This window comes from Streptomyces sp. NBC_00435 (assembly GCF_036014235.1).
Taxonomy (GTDB): Bacteria; Actinomycetota; Actinomycetes; order Streptomycetales; family Streptomycetaceae; genus Streptomyces.
This window is the reverse complement of record NZ_CP107924.1, coordinates 5,763,897-5,788,067: the sequence shown is the minus strand read 5'-3', so window position 1 is coordinate 5,788,067 and position 24,171 is coordinate 5,763,897. Positions and strand designations below refer to the sequence as shown.

Annotated in this window: 20 protein-coding genes; 6 read left to right on the top strand and 14 right to left on the bottom strand. The window is 71.3% G+C overall.

Annotation, left to right across the window (positions count from 1 at the left end):
* The first annotated feature begins 60 nt into the window (after nucleotides 1-60).
* Both OG389_RS26660 and OG389_RS26655 read left to right on the top strand, forming a co-directional pair.
* Nucleotides 61-1,074 carry an NADP-dependent oxidoreductase gene (locus OG389_RS26660; protein WP_328300977.1) on the top strand — a complete coding sequence of 338 codons (1,014 nt, stop codon included), beginning with the start codon at nucleotides 61-63 and terminating at the stop codon, nucleotides 1,072-1,074.
* Nucleotides 1,075-1,193: 119 nt separating this feature from the next.
* Nucleotides 1,194-3,224 (top strand): phosphocholine-specific phospholipase C, encoded by a 2,031-nt coding sequence (locus OG389_RS26655; protein ID WP_328300976.1) that lies wholly within the window; start codon nucleotides 1,194-1,196, stop codon nucleotides 3,222-3,224.
* A gap of 4 nt (nucleotides 3,225-3,228) precedes the next feature.
* Here the strand turns inward: OG389_RS26655 and OG389_RS26650 are convergent, their stop codons facing one another.
* Nucleotides 3,229-3,786 (bottom strand): GNAT family N-acetyltransferase, encoded by a 558-nt coding sequence (locus OG389_RS26650; RefSeq protein ID WP_328300975.1) that lies wholly within the window; start codon nucleotides 3,784-3,786, stop codon nucleotides 3,229-3,231.
* 129 nt (nucleotides 3,787-3,915) lie between these two features.
* Between OG389_RS26650 and OG389_RS26645 the strand changes: the two genes are divergently transcribed.
* Nucleotides 3,916-4,617, top strand: coding sequence for a nitroreductase family protein (locus OG389_RS26645; protein WP_328300974.1), 702 nt, complete (start codon nucleotides 3,916-3,918; stop codon nucleotides 4,615-4,617).
* On the opposite strand, the gene OG389_RS26640 is transcribed toward OG389_RS26645, so the two are convergent.
* The 4 genes from OG389_RS26640 to OG389_RS26625 form a co-directional block, all read right to left on the bottom strand.
* Entirely contained in the window at nucleotides 4,614-4,823 is a 210-nt protein-coding gene (locus OG389_RS26640; RefSeq protein ID WP_328300973.1) for a hypothetical protein, read from the bottom strand. The two genes, OG389_RS26645 and OG389_RS26640, sit on opposite strands and share 4 nt — an antisense overlap.
* The gene (locus OG389_RS26635) at nucleotides 4,823-5,719 is read right to left on the bottom strand and encodes a hypothetical protein (protein ID WP_328300972.1); all 897 of its coding nucleotides are present in this window, start codon (nucleotides 5,717-5,719) and stop codon (nucleotides 4,823-4,825) included. The genes OG389_RS26640 and OG389_RS26635 overlap by 1 nt, the downstream gene beginning before the upstream one ends.
* A gap of 251 nt (nucleotides 5,720-5,970) precedes the next feature.
* The gene (gene pruA, locus OG389_RS26630; protein WP_328300971.1) at nucleotides 5,971-7,602 is read right to left on the bottom strand and encodes an L-glutamate gamma-semialdehyde dehydrogenase; all 1,632 of its coding nucleotides are present in this window, start codon (nucleotides 7,600-7,602) and stop codon (nucleotides 5,971-5,973) included.
* A gap of 52 nt (nucleotides 7,603-7,654) precedes the next feature.
* On the bottom strand, nucleotides 7,655-8,581 hold the full coding sequence (locus tag OG389_RS26625) for a proline dehydrogenase family protein (protein WP_328304127.1): 927 nt from the start codon (nucleotides 8,579-8,581) through the stop codon (nucleotides 7,655-7,657).
* A 201-nt stretch (nucleotides 8,582-8,782) separates the two neighbouring features.
* Here OG389_RS26625 and OG389_RS26620 point away from each other — a divergent pair, with 201 nt between their 5' ends.
* Complete coding sequence (locus tag OG389_RS26620) at nucleotides 8,783-10,075, top strand: PucR family transcriptional regulator (protein WP_328300970.1); 1,293 nt, start codon at nucleotides 8,783-8,785, stop codon at nucleotides 10,073-10,075.
* Between the two features lie 15 nt (nucleotides 10,076-10,090).
* Here the strand turns inward: OG389_RS26620 and OG389_RS26615 are convergent, their stop codons facing one another.
* Together OG389_RS26615 and OG389_RS26610 are read right to left on the bottom strand one after the other, a co-directional pair.
* Entirely contained in the window at nucleotides 10,091-10,303 is a 213-nt protein-coding gene (locus OG389_RS26615) for a hypothetical protein (RefSeq protein ID WP_328300968.1), read from the bottom strand.
* Nucleotide 10,304: 1 nt separating this feature from the next.
* The gene (locus OG389_RS26610) at nucleotides 10,305-10,997 is read right to left on the bottom strand and encodes a DUF4386 domain-containing protein (RefSeq protein WP_328300967.1); all 693 of its coding nucleotides are present in this window, start codon (nucleotides 10,995-10,997) and stop codon (nucleotides 10,305-10,307) included.
* 87 nt (nucleotides 10,998-11,084) lie between these two features.
* Between OG389_RS26610 and OG389_RS26605 the strand changes: the two genes are divergently transcribed.
* Entirely contained in the window at nucleotides 11,085-11,720 is a 636-nt protein-coding gene (locus OG389_RS26605; protein ID WP_328300966.1) for a MarR family winged helix-turn-helix transcriptional regulator, read from the top strand.
* Nucleotides 11,721-11,995: 275 nt separating this feature from the next.
* On the opposite strand, the gene OG389_RS26600 is transcribed toward OG389_RS26605, so the two are convergent.
* The gene (locus OG389_RS26600) at nucleotides 11,996-12,595 is read right to left on the bottom strand and encodes a TetR/AcrR family transcriptional regulator (protein WP_328300965.1); all 600 of its coding nucleotides are present in this window, start codon (nucleotides 12,593-12,595) and stop codon (nucleotides 11,996-11,998) included.
* Nucleotides 12,596-12,711: 116 nt separating this feature from the next.
* Here OG389_RS26600 and OG389_RS26595 point away from each other — a divergent pair, with 116 nt between their 5' ends.
* Nucleotides 12,712-14,247: an MFS transporter gene (locus tag OG389_RS26595; protein ID WP_328300964.1), complete on the top strand. Its 1,536-nt coding sequence runs from the start codon at nucleotides 12,712-12,714 to the stop codon at nucleotides 14,245-14,247.
* A 93-nt stretch (nucleotides 14,248-14,340) separates the two neighbouring features.
* Here the strand turns inward: OG389_RS26595 and serA are convergent, their stop codons facing one another.
* The 6 genes from serA to OG389_RS26565 all read right to left on the bottom strand — a co-directional run bounded on the left by serA (nucleotide 14,341) and on the right by OG389_RS26565 (nucleotide 24,133).
* Complete coding sequence (gene serA / locus OG389_RS26590; protein ID WP_328300963.1) at nucleotides 14,341-15,930, bottom strand: phosphoglycerate dehydrogenase; 1,590 nt, start codon at nucleotides 15,928-15,930, stop codon at nucleotides 14,341-14,343.
* A gap of 279 nt (nucleotides 15,931-16,209) precedes the next feature.
* Entirely contained in the window at nucleotides 16,210-17,211 is a 1,002-nt protein-coding gene (ilvC, locus tag OG389_RS26585) for a ketol-acid reductoisomerase (RefSeq protein WP_328300962.1), read from the bottom strand.
* Between the two features lie 140 nt (nucleotides 17,212-17,351).
* Nucleotides 17,352-17,876, bottom strand: coding sequence for an acetolactate synthase small subunit (ilvN, locus tag OG389_RS26580; protein ID WP_053677671.1), 525 nt, complete (start codon nucleotides 17,874-17,876; stop codon nucleotides 17,352-17,354).
* A gap of 32 nt (nucleotides 17,877-17,908) precedes the next feature.
* Nucleotides 17,909-19,795, bottom strand: coding sequence for an acetolactate synthase large subunit (locus OG389_RS26575; RefSeq protein WP_328300960.1), 1,887 nt, complete (start codon nucleotides 19,793-19,795; stop codon nucleotides 17,909-17,911).
* Nucleotides 19,796-20,010: 215 nt separating this feature from the next.
* Complete coding sequence (locus OG389_RS26570; protein ID WP_443059348.1) at nucleotides 20,011-22,896, bottom strand: putative bifunctional diguanylate cyclase/phosphodiesterase; 2,886 nt, start codon at nucleotides 22,894-22,896, stop codon at nucleotides 20,011-20,013.
* 283 nt (nucleotides 22,897-23,179) lie between these two features.
* Nucleotides 23,180-24,133 (bottom strand): 2-hydroxyacid dehydrogenase, encoded by a 954-nt coding sequence (locus OG389_RS26565; RefSeq protein ID WP_328300959.1) that lies wholly within the window; start codon nucleotides 24,131-24,133, stop codon nucleotides 23,180-23,182.
* Nucleotides 24,134-24,171: the final 38 nt, after the last annotated feature.

Genomic DNA, 24,171 nt, shown 5'->3' with positions numbered 1-24,171 from the left:
GCGACTTCCATGAACCCAACCCCCTGCCCGGGCCCGCGATTCCCTCCTAGCGTCCTCGTCATGACCACGAACGCCGCTCACGCCGTCCACCAGATCGCCCGCCCGACCGGCTTCCCCGCCGCCTCCGACTTCGCCTACGTGCGGACCCCCGTCCCCCGGCCGCGGCCCGGTACGGCCCTGGTGGAGAACCTGCTGCTCTCCGTGGACCCGTACCACCGCGGGCTGATGGACGGCGGCGAGGGCGGCTTCGAGCTCGGCACCCCGCTGGAGGGCCGCTCCGTGGGCCGGGTCACCGCCTCCCGCGACCCCGGCCTCGCGGAGGGCGACCTGGTCTTCCACCGTGCGGGCTGGCGCACCCACGCCCTCGTCACCCTGGGCGTCGACGGCACCCGCAAGCTGCGCGGCCACGAGGGCGTACCGCTGGAGGCGTACCTCTCCATCCTCGGCGGCACCGGCCTGACCGCGTACGCCGCCCTCACCCGCACCGCGGCCCTGCGCGAGGGCGAGGACCTCTTCGTCTCGGCCGCGGCGGGCGGGGTCGGAACGGCCACCGGCCACATCGCCCGGCTGCTCGGCGCCCGCCGGATCATCGGCAGTGCCGGTTCCTCGGCGAAGGTGCGCCACCTCACCGGCGCCCTCGGCTTCGACGCGGCCTTCGACTACCACGACGGGCCGGTCGGCGAGCAGCTCGCGAAGGCCGCACCCGACGGGATCGACGTGTACGTGGACAACGTCGGCGGGGACCACCTGGAGGGCGCCATCGACGTGCTGCGCGAGTACGGGCGGATCGCCTGGGTCGGCGGGATCTCGATGTACAACGGCGACCGCTCCCCCGCCGCGCCCCGCAACCTCTTCGAGGTCGTACACAAGTCGCTTCGGCTGGAAGGGGTATTGGTTCGCAATCACACCAATCTGCAGGACGAGCTGGAGGACCTCCTCGTCCCGTCCCTGCGCAGTGGCCGGATAAGTACCGACACCACCGTTGTACAGGGATTCGATCACACGGTGGAGGCCTTCCGGGGCATGCTCCGAGGGGACAATCTCGGCAAGATGCTCGTACGGGTCGACCACTGAATCCAGCCACCCGGATGTTCATCGAGTTCTTACCGCACGGATGTAGACCTTTGGCGCGGCTACCGCCACTCTTGCCGTCAACGTGCCAGCGGGGCACTTGAGTTGGAGGCGAGTAGCCAGTGACACCGATCAGCCGCAGAGGATTCGTGGGAATCGGCGCCGGGCTGATGGCGGGCGCCGCCCTGCCCGCGATCACGCCGACCTCGGCGGCCGCCGCCGCGGCGTCCGGCACGATCACCGATGTGAAGCACGTGGTGATCCTCATGCAGGAGAACCGCAGCTTCGACCACTACTTCGGCAGGCTGAAGGGTGTCCGCGGGTTCGGCGACCGCGCCGCCGGCAACATCCCGGGCGGCTGGGGCACGTTCAACCAGCCCAACTGGGGCGGCCGCCAGTACCCGTGGAAGCTGAGCTCCACCCCCGCGGTGGGCGGCGTCGACGGCGAGACCCTGGCCCAGTGCAACGGGGACCTCCCGCACAGCTGGACCTCGCAGCACGCGGCCTGGAACAAGGGCCGCATGGACAACTTCGTCACCGGCGTCGGCAACACCCGCACCCTCGGCTACCTCGACCGCGGCGACATACCGTTCCACTACGGCCTCGCCGACAACTACACCATCTGCGACGCCTACTTCTGCTCGACCCTGAGCGCGACCGGCCCCAACCGCACCTTCCTGTGGAGCGGCAAGGTCGACGCGGGCAGCAAGGACGGCGGGGACGAGTCCGGGCTGACCTGGGAGACGTACGCGGAGGCCCTCCAGCGCGCCGGGATGAGCTGGAAGGTCTACCAGAACGCCCAGGACAACTACGGGGACAACGGGCTCGCCTACTTCAAGAAGTTCACGGACGCCGCCCCCGGCAACCCCCTGTGGGACCGCGGCATGGGCTCGGTCCCCAAGGTCACCGGCTCCACCCCCGACGACATCGCCGCGGCCATCCGCGCGGACGTGGTCGCCGGCACCCTCCCCCAGGTCTCCTGGGTCGTGGCGAACGAGGCCTTCTCCGAGCACCCCTACGCCCCGCCCGGCGACGGCGCGCACTTCGTGGACCTGGTCTACCGCGCCCTCTCGGCCAACCCCGAGGTCTTCGACTCCACCGTCCTGTTCCTCAACTACGACGAGAACGACGGATTCTTCGACCACGTCCCGCCGCCGATCGCCCCGCCCGGCACCCCCGGCGAGTACATCGACGGCACCCCGATCGGACTCGGCTTCCGCGTCCCGATGATCGTGATGTCCCCGTGGACCCGCGGCGGCTGGGTGAGCTCGGAGGTCTTCGACCACACCTCCGTCCTGCGCTTCATGGAGACGTGGACGGCGGCCCTGGGCACCCCGGCCACGTGTCCGAACATCAGCGCGTGGCGCCGCAAGGTGACCGGCGACCTGACGGGCGTCTTCGACTTCGCGCACCCGGTCTACGGGGTGCCCGCGGGCCTGCCGTCCACGGCCAAGGTCATCGGGCAGGCGACGTGCGGCCCGCTGTCCAACCCAGTGCCGCAGGACAACGCGCAGCCGGTGCAGGAGGCCGGGACGCGGCCCGCGCGGGCCGTTCCGTACCAGGTCAACGGCAACCTGGACCGCTTCGAGTTCGGGGCGGCCGGCAAGATCCTGGCCTGGTTCTCGATGACGAACGCCGGCACCGAGGCGAAGCGGGCGGCGCACTTCTCGATCCACCCGCACCAGTACCGGGACACCGCCGCCTGGCAGTACACGGTGGACGTCGGCGCCACCTCGACGGACTACTTCAACATCGGCACCGGCAGCGGCTCCGGCAAGTACGACATCTCCATGTACGGGCCGAACCGCTTCCTGCGCCGCTTCATCGGCGACGCCTCGAAGGCCGGCAAGTCGATCGAGGTCGCGGCCCGCTTCGCGGTGGAGCCGGGCACCGGCAAGACGGCGATCTGGTTCAGGATGACCAACTCCTCCGCCTCGCCGGTCACCTTCACCATCCGCCCCAACGCCTACCGCACGGACGGCCCGTGGACGTACACCGTCCCGGCGAACTCCTCGCGCGAGGACTACTTCAACGTGGTGGCCTACAACAACGGCTGGTACGACTTCACGATCCTCGCCGACTCCGACGGCACCTGGTCGCGCCGCTACACGGGCCACGTCGAGACGGGCGCGCCGAGCATCTCGGGCTCCTGACCCGCTAGAGCACGTCCCCGTTCCGCCAGTCGAAGTGGAGCGGCCCGCCGGTGGGGTCCGGAAGGACCCCACCGGCGGGCACCCACACGTACGTCGACCCCTCCTCGTCGGCGAGCCGCTCGGGCCCCGCGGGCCCGAGCACCCCGATCTCCCCGCCCCACACCTGCCAGCCGCGCCCGGCGTACAGCGCGGCCCCGGCGGCGGAGGCACTGAGCGCGCCCAGCACGTAGGCCCGCGAGACGACCCCCTCCAGCGACCGCATCACGCGCCCGCCGAGCCCGCACCGCCGCCGGCCGGCCCGCACGGCCACGGCCTCCACGTACCCGGTGCGCAGCGCCCGCCCGGCGTGCACCACCCGCCGCTGCACGACGCTCCCGTGCGCGACGAGCTCCCCGCCCTCGTACACCAGCGCGTGCATCCCGCCGAGCGCGTGCTCGAAGTCCGCCTCCCCGAAATCCCCTTCGAAGGCCCCGTCGAGCAGCTCCCGCACCCGGCGCAGTTCCCCCGCGGAGAGCTGCGCGGTGTGCCGCAGCGAGATGCCGTCCCTGCCCGAGTCGCCCATGGCGGGACCGTACCAAGCCGCCTCCCCCGCGGCCGGTCACCGGTATGCGGACACTCGGTGGCGCTCACCGGCCGGATTGGGCCGGCGCGGGTCTGGCGGTCTGGACCAGTGCCTCGGCAGACTCGCCCCATGTCTCCCGATACCCAGCAGTGGACCCCGATCCACGGCCGGCCGTACCGCCCCGCCCCCTACCGGCCCGAGCGGATGCCGGGCGAGGAATCCCTCGCGCGCGCCGCCGAGTTGCGCACGCGGATGGACGAGCGCAGGACCGTACGCCACTTCTCCCCCGACCCGGTGCCCGAGCAGGTGGTACGGGACGCCATCGCGTGCGCCGCGACCGCGCCCTCCGGGGCGCACCAGCAGCCGTGGACCTTCGTCCTGGTCAAGGACCCGGCCGTGCGCGAGCAGATCCGTGCGGCCGCCGAGCAGGAGGAGCAGCTGTCCTACGACGGCCGCCTCGGCGACGAGTGGCTCGCAGCCCTGCGCCCCATCGGCACGGACGCCGTCAAGACCCACCTCACCGACGCCCCGGCGCTGATCGTGGTCTTCCAGCAGCGGTACTGGCTCGGGGAGGACGGTACGAAGCACAAGCACTACTACGTCGACGAGTCGGTCGGCATCGCGGTCGGCATGCTCCTGTCCGCCCTCCACCTGTCCGGCCTGGCCGCCCTGATCCACACGCCGAGCCCGATGCGCTTCCTCTCCCACGTCCTGCACCGCCCCGAGAACGAGAAGGCCTTCGCGGTCGTCCCGATCGGCTACCCCGCCGACGACTGCGAGGTCCCCGACCTGATCCGCAAATCCCTGGACCAGGTCATGGTGGAGGTCTAGGGATTCTGGTCGGGATTCTGGTCGGGTGGCGGCCCCTCCTCGGCGGGCCGCCCCCCGAGGGCTCCTGCCAGCCGCATCCCGATCCGCACCCGGTCCGCGGGCGAGCACGCCTCCATGGCGGCCCGCACCTGCCGCAGGATCAGCCAGTCCCGCACTACTTTGGCGACCCCGAGCACGGCGGCCGTCACGCATGCCGCTGCCAGCATCAGGCCACCCCCCGCCCGCGGACCAGGCCCCCGCCGACCGGGCAGGACTGGCGCCGTACGGTGACGACCGCATCGCCCATCGCGATCTCCCCGGGGAATCCGGGCCGGTCCCGCGCGTCCTCGCCGACGTGCTGCGGCCGGTGCACGAGCCCACTCCGGCGCAGTCGCTCCGCCAGCTCGGCCGTCTCCACCGAGCAGCACCACTCGATGACGAGGTCCGTACCCCCGCGGGTGTACGTGTTCGCCCAGCCGTGCGCTGCGCAGGTGACGCCCAGCAGTCGCGGGCGCCGAAGGATCCGGCTGAGCAGCCAGTCCTGCGACCGCGCCCAGTCCGGACCGCTCCCCCGGTGGGACCAGGCCTCCAGACTCGCCGCCTCGGCCGGGTGCGCGCGGTGGCGGTTGCGCCGCCACAGTTGGGTCACCCCGTCGGCGTGGGGCGGCAGTCGGGGCCGCCAGTCCGCATCCGGGTGCACCAGGCGGACCATCGCCGCCCCTGTGACGCTCGTGCACACCCATTCACCACCGTGCGGTGTCAGCCGTAGGCCCGGCACGCCGCGGACCCACCCGAGCGCCTCGTCCATGTGGGGAAGGAGGGTACCGAGCACCCGGTCCGCCAGGGCCGGGTGCAGGCCGAGCACGAGACCGTCCGCGTACGGCTCGGCCCGCGTGAAGCCGAGCAGGCTGTCGGGCCGCTGGTCGTCCCGCAGGGCATTGGCCAGCGCGTAGACCATCTGCGCCTCGAACGCCCGCTGCGCCGCGCCGTCGGCGTCCGGCACCGGCTGGCGCCGGGTGATCAGGCCGGCAGCGGCCCACTTCAGGCAGGTGTGGTGGGCGAGGCCCGTGGCCTCGCGGCAGAGGGTGGCCACGCGGTGGCGGTTGTCTGTTCGCCTGGACATACGTCTCCCCGGGCACCGTCCCGGTACGACGCGTAGAGGTCTCGTATCTCCTGGCACTGCGGCCCACCCCGTACGGGAACTCGTGAGAGCCCTCGGCTCCCTCGGGTGTCCGGGCCCGAGTGCGTGGAGCGTGTCGCCGTACGCGACAACTGCTCCCAGGCTACCAGCGGTTGCCCGCCCCGGGAATGGGAACCGCCCCCGCTCCGGACTTGGGGGTACCGGAACGGGGGCGGGGTTCAGCGGGGCGCGGGTCAGCCCATGTGGGGGTAGCCGTACTCGGTCGGCGCGACCAGCGTCTCCTTGATGGAGCGGGTCGAGGTCCAGCGCATCAGGTTCGACGCCGCGCCGGCCTTGTCGTTCGTGCCCGAGGCACGGCCGCCGCCGAAGGGCTGCTGGCCGACGACGGCGCCGGTCGACTTGTCGTTGATGTAGAAGTTGCCCGCCGCGAAGCGGAGCTTCTCCATCGCGTCGGCGGCCGCGTAACGGTCGGCGGCGATGATCGAGCCGGTCAGGGCGTAGGCCGAGACCGATTCCATCTGCGCGAGCATCGCGTCGAAGTCGCCGTCCTCGTACACGTGGATCGCCAGGATCGGCCCGAAGTACTCGGTCGTGAAGACCTCGTTCTCCGGGTCGGTGCACGCGATGACGGTCGGGCGGACGAAGTAGCCCTCCGAGTCGTCGTACGTGCCGCCCGCGACGATCTCGCAGGTCGGGTCCGCGGCGGCACGGTCGATCGCGGCCTTGTTCTTCGCGAACGAGCGCTCGTCGATGACGGCGCCGATGAAGTTCGTCAGATCGCGGACGTCACCCATGGAGATGCCGTCGACCTCGGCCGCGAAGGCCTCCTTGAAGCCGTCGTTCCAGATCGAGGCCGGAACGTAGGCGCGCGAGGACGCCGAGCACTTCTGGCCCTGGTACTCGAAGGAACCACGGGTCAGGGCGGTCTTCAGGATCGCGCGGTCCGCGGACGGGTGCGCGACGACGAAGTCCTTGCCGCCGGTCTCGCCGACCAGGCGCGGGTAGGACTTGTACGCCTCGATGTTGGTGCCGACCGTCTTCCACAGGTACTGGAAGGTCTTGGTCGAACCCGTGAAGTGGATGCCCGCGAGTTCGGGGTGGGTCAGCGCCACGTCGGAGACGGCGATGCCGTCGCCCGTCACCAGGTTGATGACGCCCTTCGGCAGGCCGGCCTCCTCCAGGAGCTCCATCAGGAGGACCGCGGAGTGGGTCTGCGTCGGGGACGGCTTCCACACGACCACGTTGCCCATCAGGGCCGGGGCGGTCGGCAGGTTGCCCGCGATGGCCGTGAAGTTGAACGGCGTGATCGCGTAGACGAAGCCCTCGAGCGGGCGGTGGTCGCTGCGGTTCCACACGCCGGCGGAGTTCGCGACCGGCTGCTCGGCCAGGATCTGGCGGGCGAAGTGGACGTTGAAGCGCCAGAAGTCGACGAGCTCGCACGGGGTGTCGATCTCGGCCTGCTGCGCGGTCTTCGACTGGCCCAGCATGGTGGACGCGGCCAGCTTCTCGCGCCACGGACCGGACAGCAGCTCGGCGGCGCGCAGGATGATCGCGGCGCGGTCGTCGAAGGCCATCGCGCGCCAGGCCGGAGCGGCGGCGAGAGCGGCGTCGACGGCCTCCTGGGCGTCGTCCCGGGTGGCGTTCGCGTAGGTGCCGATGACCGACTTGTGGTCGTGCGGCTGCACGACGTCGAAGCGCTCGCCGCCACCCATCCGCTTGACGCCGTTGATCGTCATCGGGAGGTCGATCGGGTTCTCGGACAGCTGCTTCAGCTGCGTTTCGAGGCGCGCGCGCTCCGGGGTGCCGGGGGCGTACGAGTGGACCGGCTCGTTGACCGGCACGGGGACCTGGGTCACAGCATCCATGAGGCGGGAACTCCTTGAGCTGGGGGGGTGGGGCCTTGAGCTAGTGGGGTGCCTAGTTCTTGGTGATCATCGAGCGGAGGAAGAAGAGGAGGTTGGCCGGCTTCTCCGCGAGCCGCCGCATGAAGTAGCCGTACCAGTCGGTCCCGTACGCCGTGTAGACGCGCATGCGGTGGCCCTCGGCGGCCAGCCGCAGGTGCTCCTCGCCACGGATGCCGTACAGCATCTGGAACTCGTACTCGTCAAGCTTGCGCCCCGCCTTGCGGGCGAGCTCCTGGCCGATGGCGATCAGGCGCGGGTCGTGGGACCCGATCATCGGGTATCCCTCGCCCTCCATCAGGATCCTCAGGATGCGGACGTACGCCTTGTCGATCTCGGCCTTGTCCTGGTAGGCGACCTCGGCGGGCTCCTTGTAGGCACCCTTCACGATGCGTACGCGGCTCCCGGCGGCGGCCAGCCGCCGGGCGTCGTCCTCGGTGCGGAACAGGTACGCCTGGATCACGCAGCCGGTCTGCGGGAACTCGCGGCGCAGCTCCTCGTGGATGGCGAACATCGAGTCGAGGGTGGTGTGGTCCTCGGCGTCCAGGGTCACGGTGGTGCCGATGGCCGCGGCGGCCTCGACGACCGGGCGCACGTTGGCGAGGGCGAGCTCGTGGCCGCCTTCCAGCGCCTGGCCGAACATCGACAGCTTCACCGACATCTCGACGGTCTCGCCGAGGCCCAGGTGGGCGAGCTGCTCGACGAGCTGGAGGTAGGCGTCGCGCGCGGCGTGGGACTGCTCCACGGTGGTGATGTCCTCGCCGACGACGTCGAGGGTCACCTCCAGGCCCTTGCTCGTGAGGTCCTCGACGATCGGGATGACCTGGTCGACCGTCTCACCGGGGATGAACCGGTTCACCACGGGCTTGGTCACCGGGGCGGCAGAGACGATTCGGCGCATCTTGTCGCTGCGCGAGGCGGCGAGGATCGCGGGACCCAGCACGGGGACCTCCAACGGGTGGCTGACGGAAGCAGACATACGGCCCACGCCGGGACGACGAAGGCCATAAGGAAAACGCAAGTAAAACCACCGTGAAACCTAGGGATCCCCACGATCCTCTGCCATCGACAGCTGTCACGCATCCGTGGCCCGGATCTCATACATCTGTCTGAAGGGCCGGTCCGGGGGTGGGAGAATATCCGCGTGAAGGGCGATTACCAGGACCTGGTGGACGAGATCTCGGCGCTGCTCGGCGCTCCGGCGACGCTGGAGAACCGGGACTTCCGCCTCATCGCCTTCGGCGCGCACGACAGCGACGACGATCTGGTGATGGATCCGGTACGGACCCGCTCGATCCTGACCCGCCAGTCGACGGCGGCCGTCCGGTCCTGGTTCGAGGGCTTCGGCATCGCCCGCGCCACCGGACCGGTCCGGATCCCGGCGGCCCCGGACGCCGGCGTCTTCCGGGGGCGGATCTGCCTGCCCGTGCGGTACCGGGGGATCGTGCAGGGCTACGTGTGGCTCCTCGACCAGGAACCCGGCCCCGAGGCGGGGGCGCTGGCCGCGGCCATGGAGGTGGCCCAGCGGATCGGACTGCTCCTCGCGGAGGAGGCCCGGGCGGGGGCCGACCTGTCGCGCGAGTTCCTCGCGGTGCTCACCGCGGGGCGCGGCTGGCAGCAGGACATGGCGGTGGCCGCGCTGCGCGTGGCGCTCGGTCCGGGGGCCGACGGGCCCCACGCGGCGGTCTGCGTGAGCCCGTGGCCCGGGGAGGCCCCGGCTTCGGTCCCGGGGGCGGCGGCCGTGTGCGTGGCCCCCTGGCGGGGGGCCGTCGAGCAGGAGGCCGACCCGGTGGCGCGGGACCCCGACGGGTCGGCCGGTCCGGGGCGCCAGGTGCTGGCGGTCCTGATCCGGCTGCGCGGCACGGACCCGCTGGCTCCGGCCCTGACGGCGATCTCCCGGCTGATGCCCCGCGCGGCCGGAGCGGGCACGGCCAACACGGCCAACCCCGGGGCGGGCGGCGCGGGCTCCGGCGGGACGGCATCCGCGGTGGCGACCGGGGCGGCGACCGGGACCGCGGCCGGGACGACCGCCGGGGTGTCCGATCCCGTGCGGGCCCTCTCCGGACTCCCCGCGGCCTGGCGGCAGGCCGCTTCCGCCGCGCGGGCGGCCGCGGCCGCGCCCCGGCTCGGGCCGGTCGCGCAGTGGTCCTCGATCGGGCCGTACCGGATGCTGGCCTCCGTGGCCGGGGAGGCGCTGCACGACCCGGTGGCCCGCGCCCTGCTCGGCCCGGCCAACCCCGAACTGGCCCGGACCGCCGAGGTGTTCCTGGACTGCGCCGGCCAGGCGGGCCGCGCGGCGGCGGCCCTGGGCATTCACCGCCAGACCCTGTACTACCGCATCTCCCGTGTGGAGCAGCTGACCGGCCTCGACCTGGACGAGGGCGAGGACCGCCTGCTCCTGCACATGGCCCTCAAGGCGGCCCGGCTCCACGACTGACCGGGCCCGGCCGGGTCATCCCGTGATCCGGCCGCCCGCCACGTCCAGGGTGATGCCGCTGAGCCAGGACGCTCCGTCCGCCAGCCGTTCGCGGTCCTCGGCCGGCATCCGGACGGACATCGCCGTACCGCCCTCGGCGGCGATCGCGCCGACCACGCCGGCGCCGATGCCCCGGCTGCCGCCGGTGACGACGACCGTACGGCCGGCCAGTTCGGGGTAGCCCGCCATCTCAGCGCGCCCCCGCCCGGCCGAGGCCGTGCCGGGTCCGCGGGAGCTTCACCGCCGCCCACACCAGCCAGACCAGCCCACCGAAGCGCACCACGGGCAGCAGGTACTGGAACCCGTCCACCACCAGCCCGAGCAGGGCCAGCATCCCTACGGCGGCGAGCACCAGCCCGCTCCACGCCAGGGGCCCGGGCAGCAGACCGGCGATCAGCCCGGGGACGGCGACCCCGGCCAGCAGCAGGGCGAACATCGCGGCGTACGCGGGCCCGCCGGCGAAGAAGGCCAGGTCGGCCAGGGCCCGCGCGAGGTCGGGTCCGGCGCCCGGCCCGAGCCGGGCCCCCGCCCAGCCCGACATGGCACTCAGCATCAGCGCCGCGGCGGCCAGCACCCCGCCGGCCAGCGTGATCGCGGATCCGGGAGCGGTGATGCCGAGGGCGCGCAGCCGCCGGTAGAGGACGGCCGCGACCAGGGCCATCGGAACGGCCGAGCCGAGCAGCAGGAAGGCGCCGAGCTCGGCGGTCGTGCGGTGTCCGGCGGCGTACCGCAGGACCTCCAGGCCGCTGGCGTCGGGATGCGGGGTGGCCCGGTTGAGGACCACGTAGGCGATGGTCAGCCCGGTGAGGGCCAGTACGGGTGCCAGCAGGGGCGGCCCGGCCTGGGGCCTGCGGCCTTCCGCTGGGGCAGGTGCGGCGGTCATGGCGTTCTCGTTTCCTCGTCCGTCCAGTCCGTTCCCTTCCAGAATGATTACAGGTTGAAACGATTGTCAAGCTGTTACGGTTCCCCCATGGGAACGACTGATGACGGCGGCGGCCCGGCCGCGGGCCCGGGTCCGCGGCCGTCCGACGGCGTGGCCTTCCTGCTGGCCCAGCTCGGTGCGCACGCCGCCGGGCGCTTCTCCGAGCGGGTCTCCGCGCTCGGACTGACCCCCGCCCAGGCGGGACTGCTGCGCCTGCTGGCCCGCACTCCCGGCCGCAGCCAGCGCGAGCTGGCCGACGTGCTCGGCATGCCCCCGAGCCGCTTCGTGGCCTTCGCCGACGACCTCGAGGCGCGCGGGCTCATCGAGCGCCGCCGCAACCCGGAGGACCGGCGGCTGTACGCACTGTTCCTCGCCGACGCCGGGACCTCCCTGCTGGGCAGCCTGCGCGAGGTGGCATCGGCGCACGAACAGCAGGTCTGCGAGCCCCTGTCGGCGGAGGAACGGGAGCAGCTGGCGGCCCTGCTGGGGCGGCTGGCCGAGGCCCAGGGCCTGACCCCGGGCGTCCACCCGGGCTACCGCTCGGTGCGCCCGGCGACGGGCGGCTCCGGCACCGGACCCGGTCCCGGCATCGCCCCGGCCGACCCGCCCGGCGGCGCACCGGGCAAGGCGTCGGCCGACGCGCCCGCCCGCGGTCGCCGTCAGCGCACGGGGCCGCCGGAGTAGCCGAGCACCGACCCCGAGCCTCCAGGACCTCGACGGCGACCCCGCCCGAGTGGACACCCGTGACGGTCAGCGGGTGTTCGCGGGTGGCCGCCCCGCCCGTGAGTGCCTCGTACGTCGCGGTCGCGCTCAGCGTCGTGACGTCGAGGGTGGCCCCGTCGGCCCACCCGATCCGACCGGGCTGCGCGGCCAGTGTGCCGCGCAGGGTGAAGTTGCGCTGCCCGCAGGCGGCCTTGTCGTACCCGTCGGGGATGCCGCGACGGCGGTTCCGAATCCGCTCAGCCCTGCGCGCCGGCCTCTGCCCCCGACCCGACCGCCATCGACGCGACCGCCCGCCGCATCCCCTCGGTCAGATCCGCCGGGGTCGCGGCCGACGCGGGGTCGAAGAGCCACTGGATCATGAACCCGTTCAGCAGGGCCTGGTAGAACGCGCCGGTGGTCCGCAGGTCCTCCTCGGTGAGCTCCCCCTCGGGCACCCCGGTGAACATCGAGACGAGCCCCTTGCGCCCCTCCCCCTGCGAGGCGGCCAGCATCGCGCGCAGTTCCGGCATCCGGTCGGGGGTCAGCGCGATCTCCATGCTGGCCGCCCAGATCGGGGCGGACTCCTCACGCCCGGAGTGCACCCCGTCCCACACCGAACGGAAGCGCTCCAGGGAGCCACCCTCCCCCTTCACCCCGGCCGTGAACTGGTCGCCCCACTCCTGCATGACGGCGATGAACGCCTCCGTCATGAGTGCGTCCTTGGAGCCGTAGTGGTAGCCGATCGAGGCCAGGTTCGCGCCCGAGGCCTTGACGATGTCGCGCGCCGTCGTCCGCACGAGACCCTTCTCGACCAGGCACTTCTTGGCGCCTTCCAGCAAGTCTTCGCGATGTCCCATGCCTTCACGGTAGCCAAGACACCCGTCCAAGACAAACGTTCCAAACAATCGTCCAATACATTCGTCTCACACGAGCGTACTAGACAAGCGTTTATGACACTTGTACATTGCTGCTCATGACGAACCCCGCAGCACGTCTCGCCGGTCGCCGAGAATGGACAGCCTTCACCGTTCTCCTGCTCCCCCTGCTCCTGGTCTCGATGGACGTCTCCGTCCTCTACTTCGCCATCCCGGCCATCACCCGGGAGCTCGACCCCAGCGCCACCCAGCAGCTCTGGATCTTCGACAGCTACGCCTTCGCCCTCGCCGGCCTGCTGATCACGATGGGCTCGCTCGGCGACCGGATCGGCCGCCGCAAGCTGCTGCTGATCGGCGCGGCCGCCTTCGGGCTCGCCTCCGTCACGGCCGCCTACGCCTCCAGCGCCGAGATGCTCATCGCGGCCCGCGCCCTCCTCGGCATCGGCGGCGCGACCCTGATGCCGTCCACGCTGGCCCTCATCCGCAACCTCTTCCAGGACGACAGGCAGCGCGGCAAGGCCATCGCGATCTGGTCCGGCGCCATGACGGGAGGCATCGCGCTGGGTTCGGTGATGAGCGGGGTGATGCTGAACCACTTCTGGTGGGGCTCCGTCTTCCTGATCAACGTGCCCGCGATGCTGCTCCTGCTGGTCCTGGTCCCGGTACTGGTCCCCGAGTTCAAGGACCCGGCCCCCGGCCGCTTCGACGTGCTGAGCGTGCCGCTGTCCATGGCCGCCGTGCTGCCGGTGGTCTACGGCCTCAAGGAGATCGCCGCCGAGGGCTTCACCCCGCTCTACGCCGTCTGCCTCGCCGCCGGACTGGCCTTCGGGTACGTCTTCGTCCGCCGCCAGCGCACCCGTGACGACGCCATGGTCTCCCGGGCCCTCTTCCAGGGGCGCGGCTTCGGCGCCGGCATCGGCCTGAACACCGTCGCCGCCTTCGCCATGATGGGTTCGGCCTACTTCACCACCCAGTACCTGCAGTCGGTGCTCGGCATGGGCACCCTGGAGGCCGCCCTCTGGAGCCTCGCCCCCTCGGTCCTCATCGGGGCGGCCGCCCCGGTCAGCGCGGTCCTCGCCCAGAAGACCGACCGGGCCTACGTCATCGCGGGCGGCTTCGTGCTCGCCGCCGCCGGATTCGGCCTGATCAGCCTGGTCGGAACGGACTCGCTGTGGCTGTTGCTGACCGGCGCCGGGGTCCTCGCCTGCGGCATCGTCACCGTGATGTCCCTGGTCTCCGACATGGCGCTGGGCGCCGCCCCCGCCGAGAAGGCCGGCTCGGCCGCCTCCCTGCTGGAGACCGGCCAGGAGTTCGGCGGCGCCCTCGGGATGGCCGTCCTGGGCAGCCTCGGCACCGCCGTCTACCGCTCCGACCTGGCCGGCTCCGATCCCGCCGTACGGGAGACCCTCGGCGGAGCCGTGGCGACCGCGCAGCAGCTCGGCGGCGGAGCGGGCGGTCAGGTGCTGGTGCTGGCCCGGGAAGCCTTCGTCCACGGAATGCAGTACGCGGCCTGGGGCGGTACGGTCCTGCTGCTCGCGGCGGCGGTGCTCGCCGCGGCCCTGCTCCGGGGTCGCGGAGCCCCGGCCCCGGCCGCGGCCGAGCGGGGCGGGGTCGGCGAAGCCCTCGCGCGCTGAGCGGCGTAGCGGAGCGGGGCGTCCCAGAAGGCTGGAACACGAAAGGGCCCGGGGTCTCCCCCGGGCCCTTCGCGTGTGTCCGCCGGTGAAACCTCAGCCGAGGGTGACCGTACGGGCCGAGACGGCGCCGATTTCGGCGGCGATGTCCGCGAGGACGTTCACCGGGGCTTCGGCGTCGACCGTGAGGACCGCGAGCGCCTCGCCGCCCTCCTCGGCGCGGGCGACCTGCATGCCCGCGATGTTCAGACCGGCCTCGCCGAGGATGCGGCCGACGGCGCCGACCACGCCCGGGCGGTCGGCGTAGCGCAGGACGACCATGTGGTCGGCGAGCGCCAGGTCCACGTCGTACTCGCCGATGCCGACGATCTTCTGCAGGTGCTTCGGGCCCACGAGCGTGCCGGAGACCGAGACCTCCTGGCCGTCCGACAGGGTGCCGCGGACGGTCACCACATTTCGGTGGTCCGGGGACTCCGACGAGGTGGTCAGGCGGACCTCGACCCCGCGCTCCTGCGCGAAGAGCGGGGCGTTGACGTAGGAGACCGTCTCGTCGACGACGTCCTCGAACACACCCTTGAGCGCGGAGAGTTCGAGCACCTTCACGTCGTGCTGGGTGATCTCGCCGCAGACCTCGACGTCGAGGCGGACCGCGACCTCGCCCGCGAGGGCGGTGAAGATGCGGCCGAGCTTCTCGGCGAGCGGCAGGCCGGGACGGACGTCCTCGGCGATGACGCCGCCCTGGACGTTGACCGCGTCCGGCACGAGCTCACCGGCGAGCGCGAGGCGCACCGACTTGGCGACCGAGACACCGGCCTTCTCCTGGGCCTCGTCCGTGGACGCGCCGAGGTGCGGGGTGCAGACGACCTGGTCCAGCTCGAACAGCGGGGAGTCCGTGCAGGGCTCCTTCGCGTACACGTCGAGTCCGGCGCCGGCGACGCGACCCTCCTTGATGGCCGAGTACAGCGCGGCCTCGTCCACGATCCCGCCGCGGGCGGCGTTGACGATGCGGACGGACGGCTTGACCTTGTGCAGGGCCTCGTCCCCGATGAGACCGAGGGTCTCGGGGGTCTTGGGCAGGTGCACGGTGATGAAGTCGGCGACCTCGAGCAGCTCGTCGAGCGTCAGCATCTTGACGCCCATCTGGGCGGCGCGCGCGGGCTGCACGTAGGGGTCGTACGCGACGATCTTCATGCCGAAGGCCGACATGCGCTGGGCGACCAGGACGCCGATGCGGCCGAGGCCGACGACACCGAGGGTCTTCTCGCTGAGCTCGACACCCGTGTACTTGTTCCGCTTCCACTCACCGTTCTTCAGAGCGGTGTTGGCCTGCGGGATGTTGCGGGCGGTCGCGACGAGGAGGCCACAGGCCAGCTCGGCGGCGGTGACGATGTTGGAGGTCGGAGCGTTCACGACCATCACGCCGGCCTTGGTGGCGGCGGAGACATCGACGTTGTCCAGACCGACGCCGGCGCGGGCGACGACCCTCAGCTTCTTGGCGGCGGCGATGGCCTCGGCGTCGACCTTGGTCGCGGAGCGGACCAGGATCGCGTCGACGTCAACGATCGCGGGCAGCAGCTCCGCGCGGTCGGCGCCGTTGACGTGCCGGATCTCGAAGTCTGGGCCGAGCGCGTCCACGGTGGCGGGCGACAGCTCTTCGGCGATGAGTACGACAGGTTTCGAGCTCACGTGGGTCATCCTCACAAGTCCAGTGCGGACGGCCGTCCCGACGGCCGCAGGCGGTGGAGGGGGTAGCCGCGTGGAAGACGCACGACACTGTGGGCCTGACGCGTTGTGTTGAGCAGTGTAGTGGCGGATCCGATCCGGAATTCCGCCTCTCCGGAAGGATCACCCGTCCGAGATTGGCCTGGGTGGACAAGCGGGACTCGGGGAGGCCCGTTTTCCGGGTTGTGGCGCCGGTGTGCGGCGGGGCCGGGACCTGTCGTCCCGGCCCCGCCGCGCACGGGATCAGCTCTCGTCGTTGTCGACCCAGCTCATCAGCTTGCGGAGCTTCTTGCCGGTGGTCTCCAGCAGGTGGGCCTCGTCCGCGCTCTTGTACGCGTTGTACTTGGGCAGACCCGCCTTGTACTCGGCCATCCAGGTGTTGGCGAACTCACCGCTCTGGATCTCCGCGAGGACCTTCTTCATCTCGGCCTTCGTGGCATCCGTGATGATCCGGGGACCGGTGATGTAGTCACCCCACTCAGCGGTCTCCGAGACCGACCAGCGCATCTTCTCCAGACCACCCTCATACATCAGGTCCACGATCAGCTTCAGCTCGTGCAGGCACTCGAAGTACGCGATCTCCGGCTGGTAACCGGCCTCGGTCAGCGTCTCGAAACCAGCCTTCACCAGCGCCGACGCACCACCACACAGCACAGCCTGCTCACCGAACAGATCGGTCTCGGTCTCCTCCGTGAACGTGGTCTTGATGACACCCGCACGCGTACCACCGATACCCGCCGCGTACGACAGCGCCAGCTGGAACGCGGAACCGGTGAAGTCCTGCTCCACCGCGGCGATGCAGGGCACACCACGGCCCTCCTCGTACTGGCGGCGCACCAGGTGACCCGGACCCTTCGGCGCGACCAGCGCGACATCCACGTTCGCCGGGGGCTTGATGAACCCGTAACGAACATTGAAACCGTGACCGAAGAAGAGCGCGTCGCCCTCCTCCAGATGCGACTCGATCGAGGCGGCGTAGATCTCGGCCTGGAGCGGGTCCGGGGTCAGGATCATGATCACGTTCGCCCAGGCCGCGGCCTCCGCGACCGACAGGACCTTCAAGCCCTGCTCCTCCGCCTTCGCCTTGGACTTCGAGCCCTCGTGCAGGCCGACGACGACGTCGACGCCGGAGTCACGCAGCGACAGCGCGTGGGCGTGGCCCTGGCTGCCGTAACCGATGACCGCGACCTTACGGCCCTGGATGATGGACAGGTCGGCGTCGTTCTCGTAGAACAGCTCGGCCACTGGAAACTCTCCTTGGTGCGCTGGTGTTGCTCCCACCGTACGGCGGGGAACGGAATACGTGGTTCTCGGTCTCGCCATACGAGCGAGCGAGGGACGAACGGGCGGTGCGCGGCCGGGCCGGTGACACCGGCCCGGCCGGCTCAGGCGCTGCGGTCGAGCGCGCGCAGGCTGCGGTCCGTGATGGACCGGCCGCCGCGCCCTATGGCGATCGTGCCGGACTGGACGAGCTCCTTGATGCCGAAGGGCTCCAGCATCTTGAGCATCGCGCCCAGCTTGTCGGTGCCGCCGGTGGCCTCGATGGTGACGGCCTCCGGGGAGACGTCGACGGTCTTGGCGCGGAACAGCTGGACGATCTCGACGATCTGCGAGCGCGTCTCGTTGTCGGCGCGGACCTTCACCAGAACGAGTTCACGCTCGATGGCATTGTGCTGCTCCAGCTCGACGATCTTGAGCACGTTGACCAGCTTGTTCAGCTGCTTGGTCACCTGCTCGAGCGGGAGGTCCTCGACGTTCACGACGATGGTGATGCGCGAGATGTCGGGGTGCTCGGTGACACCGACCGCGAGGGAGTCGATGTTGAAGCCGCGGCGGGAGAACAGCGCGGCGATCCGGGCGAGGATGCCGGGCGTGTTCTCGACCAGGACGGAGAGCGTGTGCTTGGACATGTGAGTCGTTCTCTCTCTCAGGCTCTCTCGGCTCAGTCGTCTTCGTTGTCGCCGAAGTCGGGGCGGACGCCCCGGGCGGCCATGACCTCGTCGTTCGAGGTGCCGGCGGCGACCATCGGCCACACCATGGCGTCCTCGTGGACGATGAAGTCGACGACGACCGGGCGGTCGTTGATCGCGTTGGCCTCGGCGATGACCTTGTCCAGGTCGGCCGGGTCCTCACAGCGCAGCGCCACGCAGCCCATGGCCTCGGACAGTTTGACGAAGTCCGGGACGCGGGTGCCCTTGCGGGGGGCGATGGACTCGCCGAGCTGGGAGCCGACGGTGCCGTGGCCCGTCTCGTCCGCGTGCAGCACGGTGTTGGAGTACCGCTGGTTGTAGAAGAGGGTCTGCCACTGGCGGACCATGCCCAGGGCGCCGTTGTTGATGATCGCGACCTTGATCGGGATGTTGTTCAGCGCGCAGGTGGTCAGTTCCTGATTGGTCATCTGGAAGCAGCCGTCACCGTCGATCGCCCAGACCGTGCGGTCCGGCATGCCGACCTTGGCGCCCATCGCGGCCGGGACCGCGTAGCCCATGGTTCCGGCGCCGCCGGAGTTGAGCCAGGTGCGGGGCTCTTCGTAGTTGACGAAGTGCGAGGCCCACATCTGGTGCTGACCGACGCCCGCCGCGTAGATGGTGTGCTCGGGCGCCATCTGGCCGATCCGCTGGATGACCTGCTGCGGGGACAGCATGTCCTCGGAGGGCTTCTCGTAGCCGAGCGGGTAGGTGTCCCGCCAGCGGCTGAGGTCCTTCCACCAGGCGGAGTAGTCGCCGGCGTTGCCGTCGGTGTGCTCGGCCTGGACCGCCTGGATCAGGTCGGCGATGACCTCGCGGGCGTCACCGACGATCGGGACGTCGACGACGCGGTTCTTGCCGATCTCAGCCGGGTCGATGTCCGCGTGGATGACCTTGGCGAACGGGGCGAAGCTGTCCAGCTTGCCCGTGACCCGGTCGTCGAAGCGCGTGCCCAGCGCGATCAGCAGGTCCGACTTCTGCAGCGCGGTGACCGCCGTGACCGCGCCGTGCATGCCCGGCATGCCCACGTGCAGCGGGTGGCTGTCGGGGAAGGAACCCAGCGCCATCAGCGTGGTGGTGACCGGAACACCCGTCAGCTCGGCCAGCACCTTCAGCTCGGCCGTCGCACCGGACTTCATCACACCGCCGCCGACGTACAGCACCGGACGCTTCGCCGCGCAGATCAGCTTGGCCGCCTCCCGGATCTGCTTGGCGTGCGGCTTGGTGACCGGCCGGTAGCCGGGGAGGTCCTGGGTGGGCGGCCACGAGAAGGTGGTCTTCGCCTGCAGGGCGTCCTTGGCGATGTCGACCAGGACCGGGCCGGGACGGCCGGTCGAGGCGATGTGGAAGGCCTCGGCGATCGTCCGCGGGATGTCCTCCGCCCGGGTCACCAGGAAGTTGTGCTTGGTGATCGGCATCGTGATGCCGACGATGTCCGCCTCCTGGAAGGCGTCGGTGCCGATCGCCTTGGAGGAGACCTGGCCGGTGATCGCGACGAGCGGCACGGAGTCCATGTGCGCGTCGGCGATCGGGGTGACGAGGTTGGTGGCGCCCGGGCCCGAGGTGGCCATGCAGACGCCGACCTTGCCCGTGGCCTGCGCGTAACCGGTGGCGGCGTGGCCGGCCCCCTGCTCGTGGCGGACCAGGATGTGACGGACCTTCTCCGAGTCCATCATCGGGTCGTACGCCGGGAGGATGGCCCCGCCCGGGATCCCGAAGACGGTGTCGCACCCCACCTCTTCGAGAGAGCGGATGAGGGACTGCGCACCCGTGACGTGCTCAACTGCGGCGGTCTGGTGTCCGCCGGTACGGGCCCGCGGCTGCGGATGGTGGGCCCCGGTGGCCTGCTCGGTCATCGGCATTCTCTTCTCGAAGCTGAGGGTTTTACGAGGAGGGTTTTACGAGATTCGACGTTGCCAGTGCAACAAAAAACCCCTCGTGCCGGGAGGCAAGCGAGGGGAGCGCGTCGGGTGCGTTGAGCGGGGACATGCTGGTCCCAGCTTCAGCCGACGCGCTTTCCAAGTACGAGAATTCGGGTGCGCATGGCATTGACCCTCCCTCCGGCGGGAGGGTGATGTCAAGCGGGTGGGACGGGCGTCTCATTATGTGAGCCTCTACGGATGGCCATCGAGCCCCCTGGGGAACCACCGGCCAACGCTGGTTGGGCCGCGCCGCCCGGTACAGGGAACGTACCGCGCACGAGCGCCCGCCGCAGCCTGTACTCGTCCAGAGGGCCGGAGAAAGCCATTCCCTGGCCGTGGGAGCAGCCCATCGCGCGCAGCGCCATGACCTGCTCGGGCAGGTCCACGCCCTCTGCCACCGACTGCATGCCGAGGTCGTTTGCGATCCGCAACAAACCTGCCGTGATCTTGTGGAGCCGGGGGGACTCCACGACCCCTTCGACCAGGCCACGGTCCAGCTTGAGCATGTCCACCGGGAGCCGCCGGAGGGCGCTGATGGCCGCGTAACCGCTGCCGAAGCCGTCCAGGGCGATCAGGACCCCGAGCCGGTGCAGGGCCGCCAGGCGCCGCTCCAGGTCGTCGAAGGGCACCCTGGGGTCGGAAACGGCGAGCTCCAGGACGAGCCCCCCGGAAGGCAGCCCGTTGCGCGTCAGCAGGGCCTCCACGGAGCCCAGCGGCATCGACCGGTCCAGCAGCCGCTGCGCGGTCATCCGTACGGCCACGGGTACGTCGTGCCCGGCCCGGTACCGCTCGGCGGCCTGCCCGACGGCCTCCTCCAGCAGCCAGCGCCCGAGCTCGGCGGCGCGCGAGGCGTCCGGCAGGGCAGGGTGACCCGGGTGGCCGCCCTCGCTGTATTCGGCGACCCGCAGGAATTCGGCGGGCGTGAACAGGATCCCCTGCGCGGAACGCCACCGGGCCTGCGCCACCACGGCCGAGATCTCGCCCGTGGCCAGGGAGACCACGGGCTGGTGGAGCAGCGCGAACTCGCCCTCGTGGAGTGCGGTGCGCAGCCGCCCGGCCAGCTCCGCCTTGCGGACCACCTCGGCCTGCATCTGCGGCGCGTACATCTCGACCCGGTTCTTGCCGCCCGCCTTGGCCCGGTACATCGCGAGATCCGCGTTGCGCATGAGGTCCGAAGGGGTGATGCCGGGATCGGCGAAGGCCACGCCGATGCTGGCCGCGACCCGGACCTCGTTCCCCGCGATCCGGTAGGGCTGGGAGAGGGTGGTGCGCAGCCGGTCGGCGATCTCGTGGACCTGGTACTCGCGGGCACTGCGGTCGCGGCTGCCGTCGCCCAGGATCAGTGCGGCGAACTCGTCGCCGCCCAGGCGGGCCGCGGTGTCCCCCGCCCGGACCGAGTCCTGGAGCCGGCGGGCGGCCTCGATGAGCAGTTCGTCGCCGGCCTGGTGGCCGATGGTGTCGTTGACCGCCTTGAACCCGTCGAGGTCGATGAAGAGCACGGCGGTGCTGTGGTCGCCGGCCCGCCGGCCGGTGAGGGCCTGGCGGACCCGCCGGGTGAACAGGGCCCGGTTGGGGAGGTCGGTGAGCGGGTCGTGCTCGGCGCTGTGCTGGAGCTGCGCCTGGAGCCGGACCCGCTCGGTCACGTCCCGGCTGTTCAGGATGAGCCCGCCCTGGTGTCGGTTGACGGTGGACTCCACGTTGAGCCATTCGCCGTCGCCCGACTTGAACCGGCACTCGATGCGGGTGGTCGGCTCCTCGGGGGGCGGCGCGGCCAGGAAGCGGCGCACCTCGTGGACGACGCGGCCGAGGTCGTCGGGGTGGATCAAGGTGGCCAGCTCGGTGCCGACCAGCTCCTCCGCCTCGCGGCCGTAGACCCCGGCGGCGGCGGGGCTGACGTAGCGCAGGGTCCCGGTGGGTGCGGCGATCATGATGACGTCGCTGGACCCCTGGACCAGTGAGCGGAAGTGGTTCTCCTTCTGGGCCAGCTCCTGGGTCAGCGCGATGTTGTCGAGGAGCATGATCCCCTGCCGGATGACCAGGGCCAGGACGACCGTGCAGCCGGTGAAGACGACGACCCGGTCGACCTTCCGGCCGTCCACGACGTTGTAGAGGATGCCCAGGGTGCAGACGGCGGCCGCGAGGTACGGGGTGAGCGCGGGCAGGGAGCCGGTGATGGGGCGGCTGTGCTGCCGCTCCGCGCGCGCGTGGGCGGCGGGCTCGGGGCCCGGGTGGAGCCTGCGGGCGCCCCAGGGCGCGTAGGCGAGGAGGAGCGAGCCGGCGAACCAGCCGGCGTCGAGGAGCTGGCCGGACTGGTACTCGGCGCTGAGCAGCGGCGAGGTGAACAGCGCGTCGCTGAGCACGGTCAGGGAGAGGGCCGCGATGGCGGTGTTGACCGCGGAGCGGTTGGTCTCGGAGCGGCGGAAGTGCAGCACCAGCACCATGGAGACCAGTGCGATGTCCAGGAGCGGATAGGCCAGCGAGAGGGCCGCGCGCGGGACGCTTCCGGGGGCTCCGGTCTGGGCGGTGCGCGCGGCGTGCGCGAGGGCCAGGCTCCAGGAGAGGGTGAGCAGGGAGCCGCCGATGAGCCAGGAGTCGAGCCCGAGGCAGACCCAGCCGGCTCTGGTGACCGGGCGCTTGGCGAGGACGAGCAGCCCCACGATGGCGGGCGGCGCGAAGCAGAGGAAGGCGAAGTCGGCGACGGAGGGCTTCGGCACGCTCTCACCGAGGACCACCTCGTACCAGCCCCAGACGGCGTTGCCGCAGCCGCCCATGAGCGAGGAGAACGCGAACAGCAACCAGGCCGGGCGCTCCCGGCTGTCGATCGCCCGCGCGTAGGTGAAGCAGGAGACGGCGGCCAGCAGTCCGGCGGCGCTGAGTCCGAAGTCGCCCATGAAATCGGCGAGTTCCTTGGAGCCCCAGCCGAGGGCCGCGCCCACGCCGTACCCGCTGCTGACCACCGCGAGGAGGAGCTGCATCGCCAGGCCCTTGCCGCCGCCGGCGAGGGGCTGGCGGGTCAGGAGCGCCGCCCCCGGGGCGCTCACCGGTCCACCTCGCTGGCTGGTTTCGGCGCACCCCAGTCCCGGCAGCGTCGCCTCCGGCGGCTTCGCCGCATCGGATCCTTCGTCCATTGGCCGTACATCGCCCGTCGCCCCCCAAAGTGTCCGATCACTCCCCAGCGCCAGACGTTCGTGGCGCAGCCCCTTCTTCCGGACGATACACCACTTTCGTCACTCAGGGACATAGCTTCTCTACGCTCCGTTACCAACTGGGGAGTTGGATCCACGGACCGCATTCGGGTGAACGCGGAGCGTGCTCACCACCCGCTCACTCCGTGATCAACACGGTGTTCTCCATGGGCTCGCCGGCGGCGAACCGGCGGAGCTGGCGGGCCACCAGACGCTTCGCCCGGGGCTCGAACGCCGAGCTGCTGCCGCCCACATGGGGCGTGATCAGAACACCCGGAGCATGCCAGAGCGGATGGCCGGAAGGCAGCGGTTCCGGATCGGTGACGTCCAGCGCGGCGCGCAGCCGGCCCGATTCCACCTCCGCGAGCAGGGACTTGGTGTCGACGACGGGGCCGCGGGCCACGTTCACGAGCAGCGCGCCGTCCTTCATGCGGCCGAGGAACTCGGCGCCCACGAGCCCCCTGGTCTCCTCGGTGAGCGGCGTGGAGAGGATCACCACGTCCGCCCCGGGCAGGAGTTGGGGCAGCTCGGCGAGGGCGTGCACCGGCCCGCGCGCCGTGGTGCGCGCCGTCCGCGCGACCCGGACGATCCGCTCGCACTCGAAGGGCGCGAGCCGGTCCTCGACGGCCGCGCCGACCGCCCCGTAGCCGATGATCAGTACGGACTTGTCCGCGAGGGCCTCGTAGAACCCGAAGCGCCACTCCTCGCGGTCCTGGCCGCGCACCATGCCGGGGATCCCGCGCAGGGAGGACAGGGTCAGCGTGAGCGCGAGCTCCGCGGTGCTCGCGTCGTGGACGCCCTTGGCATTGCACAGCCGCACGCCGGGGGGCAGTGCGCCGAGGCCGCCCAGAACGTGGTCGATGCCGGCGGTCAGGGTCTGGACGATCCGCAGGCGGGGCATCGCGGGCAGCGGGCGCAGGGTGACGGCCGGGGACTTCATGTAGGGGGTGACGTAGAAGACGCAGGCCGCCGGATCGGCCGGGAAGGCCTCCTCGCCGTCCCAGTGCCGGTAACGGAAGGAATCGGGCAGCCCCTCGATCTCCTCCGCCGGGAAGGGGAGCCAGACGTCCGGGATCTCTGTCTCTGCAGTCATGATCACGAGGCTATGCCAGGGGATCGGGTTCGAGCCGT